This window comes from Oribacterium sp. P6A1 (assembly GCF_000702885.1).
Taxonomy (GTDB): domain Bacteria; phylum Bacillota; class Clostridia; order Lachnospirales; family Lachnospiraceae; genus Oribacterium.
Genome location: NZ_JNKO01000075.1, coordinates 1 through 2,765 on the forward strand (window position 1 = coordinate 1; position 2,765 = coordinate 2,765).

The window sequence follows — 2,765 nt, forward strand, 5'->3', positions numbered from 1 at the left end:
AGCAACGCCCTGATAGTACTCACATACTTCCTTTCCGAGCTGTCTGCTTCCTGTATGGATTACAAGATACTTATTACCTTCATCGTCCTTATCAATCTCTATGAAATGATTTCCGCCTCCGAGACTGCCTATGGCTCTCTCAATCTTCTTTGTATCCTTGAGATTTCGGTAGCACTTCATTTCCTGGAGCTCCGGGAATCGTTCAAGTCTTCCTTCGTTAACTTCTCTTCCGGATGGAACATATTCGCGATACATGAAAATGGCAATTACCGATTCGTGATTGTGAAACAGAACTTACTCTTAAAGACCTTGCCATTTATCATGATGATATTATGATGGATGCGTTAAAGAAATCCTGATGGATCAGGATTGTACTTTAAAATAATGCAACTGTTGACATTAGACTTCTATATGTTAGAATGTGAACGTCATCGGAGGGTGAGTTATTCGTTTTGAAATATCGAGCTGGATAAGATGTCTGGTTGAAATACCAGCTTCTTGTCCGGCTTTTTTTATTACCATAAGGAATTTGGACGGAGGAAATACTCAATGGAAAAAAGAATAGATTTTACATCAGGTGCTATAGTTTTACCCCTTCTTAAGTTTGCGGGACCGGTTCTTTTAGCCTTATTTCTACAGGCGATGTACGGTGCTGTTGATCTTTTGGTGGTGGGAAAGTTCGCGGAATCGGCTGATGTATCTGCTGTTTCCACCGGTTCTCAGATTATGGCCACCATCACAAATATAATCAGCAGCCTGTGTATGGGTATGACCATTTTTCTTGGTCAGAAGATTGGTGAAAAACGTGCAGATGAAGGAGGAAGGATCGTCGGCAGCGGACTCGTTTTGTTTGCAGCCATAGGTTGTTTCCTGACAATGCTTATACCGGTATCCGCACCAAAGCTTGCCTTGACCATGCATGCTCCGGTCGAAGCATTTGAATTGACAACTACATATATCCGAATCTGCGGAGCCGGAATAATAGTAATCATGGCTTACAATATGATCGGTGGTATTTTCAGAGGCATGGGAGATTCCAATACTCCTCTTGTCACAGTTTTGATAGCATGTATCTGTAATATAATTGGTGACCTTTTATTTGTTGCGGTTTTACATATGGGAACAAAGGGCGCAGCGCTTGCTACTGTGGGAGCTCAGTTTATAAGTGTAGTTATCTCATGTATCCTTATTTCACATAAAACTCTGCCTTTCAAACTGGAAAAGAAAATGATCACATGGAACACTCGCATAATCAACAGAATCCTTGTGCTTGGAATACCTATTGCCGTACAGGATCTTCTTGTTGGAATGTCTTTTCTTGTGATCCTTGCCATAGTGAATTCTATAGGATTGGTGGCATCCGCAGGTATAGGCGTTGCAGAAAAAGTCTGCGTGTTCATAATGCTTGTTCCCATGTCCTTTATGCAGTCAATGTCAGCCTTCGTTGCCCAGAACAGAGGTGCGGGAAAACTGGATAGAGCATTTAAGGGATTCCGTGCCGCTGTGGGAATTTCATTTATATTTGGTGCGGTAATGTTCTATACGGGATTTTTCCATGGAGACCTGCTTTCTGGTATATTCTCCTCTGATGCAGCTGTTATTCAGGCCGGATTTGAGTATATAAAGGCATATGCTGTAGACTGTCTCTTCACGTGTTTCTTGTTCTGCTTTATCGGTTTCTATAACGGGATGGGATATACCACATTCGTTATGGCTCAGGGTATTATCGGAGCATTTTTAGTCAGAGTACCGGTATCTTTTCTGATGAGCAAGCTGATGCCGGGTTCTCTGTTCCATATCGGCCTTGCCACACCTTGTTCCACAATCGTACAGATACTTCTCTGTTTTGGATGTTTGATATATATGTCACGTAAAAAAGATCTGAAACTGATATAAGCATTCTATTATTATAATCACTGAAAAATAGTTAAAAAATTGGAGCAGACATTGTCTACTCCTTTTTTGAGAGAATAGATCATTCTTTTTCAGATAAATCATCTGTGTCCGACTCATCGGAATCCTTATCATCAGAAACCTTTTCTTCTTCAACAATATCAACTTTTTCGCTGACCTGTTCAGCATCATCAGATGAATCTGTTGAAGATTTGGTGGTTTCCTTCTCCTCTCCATCTTCCTTGTCCAGTGAACCCTCATCGACTTCTCCTGATCCTGTCTCAGCGTCCTTCGAATCGATTTCGCTGATCTCGGTAGATTCAGAGTCTTCTAAAGCAATTTCTTCTGATCCTGTCTCAGTTTCAACTGCTTCTTCAGCATTCTTTGATGTTCATGCAGATCTTGTTGATACTGCATGAACCGTTACCCCCTCTTCTTCCTCTTCGAAAAAGGTCTCTTTAACGAATGAGTCTTCGTTTAAGTTAAGGGTGAGGGAGCTTTTCTCTTTTTCTTCCCATATTGCAAAAAGCTCTACTCTGAAGTAGTCGAATAATGTAGGAGTCTCATGTGGATCCTTTTCCTTTGGCTGGAGAGGCTCTAAGAATCCATAGTAATAAACTGTCTGACCGTCATGCTCGTACTTTGAGAGAAGAACAGTGTCTTCGCCAAGCTTATGACCAACCGCAGGCTCTGTAACTTCTTCAAAGCCGTTCTTTGCAAGAATCACTGCATCATGTCTTGTTACAGAAGCTTCATCTGAGAGTCTTCTGCTTACTGTAGGAATATTTACACGCATTACTAGCCATGACTCATAGTTTACGTTTGAGGTGATTAACGGGTTTTTTAATACCTTCTGTCCTGGCTCAAGATTA

3 protein-coding genes are annotated in these 2,765 nt (G+C 41.3%); 1 reads left to right on the forward strand and 2 read right to left on the reverse strand.

The features are described from left to right. Window positions 1-255, reverse strand: a 255-nt coding sequence (locus T515_RS15980; protein WP_036613501.1) for an RtcB family protein, incomplete at its 3' end; no start/stop codon positions are given. Between the two features lie 294 nt (window positions 256-549). On the opposite strand from T515_RS15980, the gene T515_RS15985 reads away from it, so the two are divergent. Continuing rightward, a complete protein-coding gene (locus T515_RS15985) occupies window positions 550-1,896 on the forward strand; it encodes an MATE family efflux transporter (protein WP_036613503.1) in 1,347 nt (448 codons plus the stop codon). A gap of 388 nt (window positions 1,897-2,284) precedes the next feature. Here the strand turns inward: T515_RS15985 and T515_RS15995 are convergent. Beyond that, the coding region (locus tag T515_RS15995; protein ID WP_207641133.1) for a hypothetical protein at window positions 2,285-2,765 on the reverse strand (481 nt) is incomplete at its 5' end.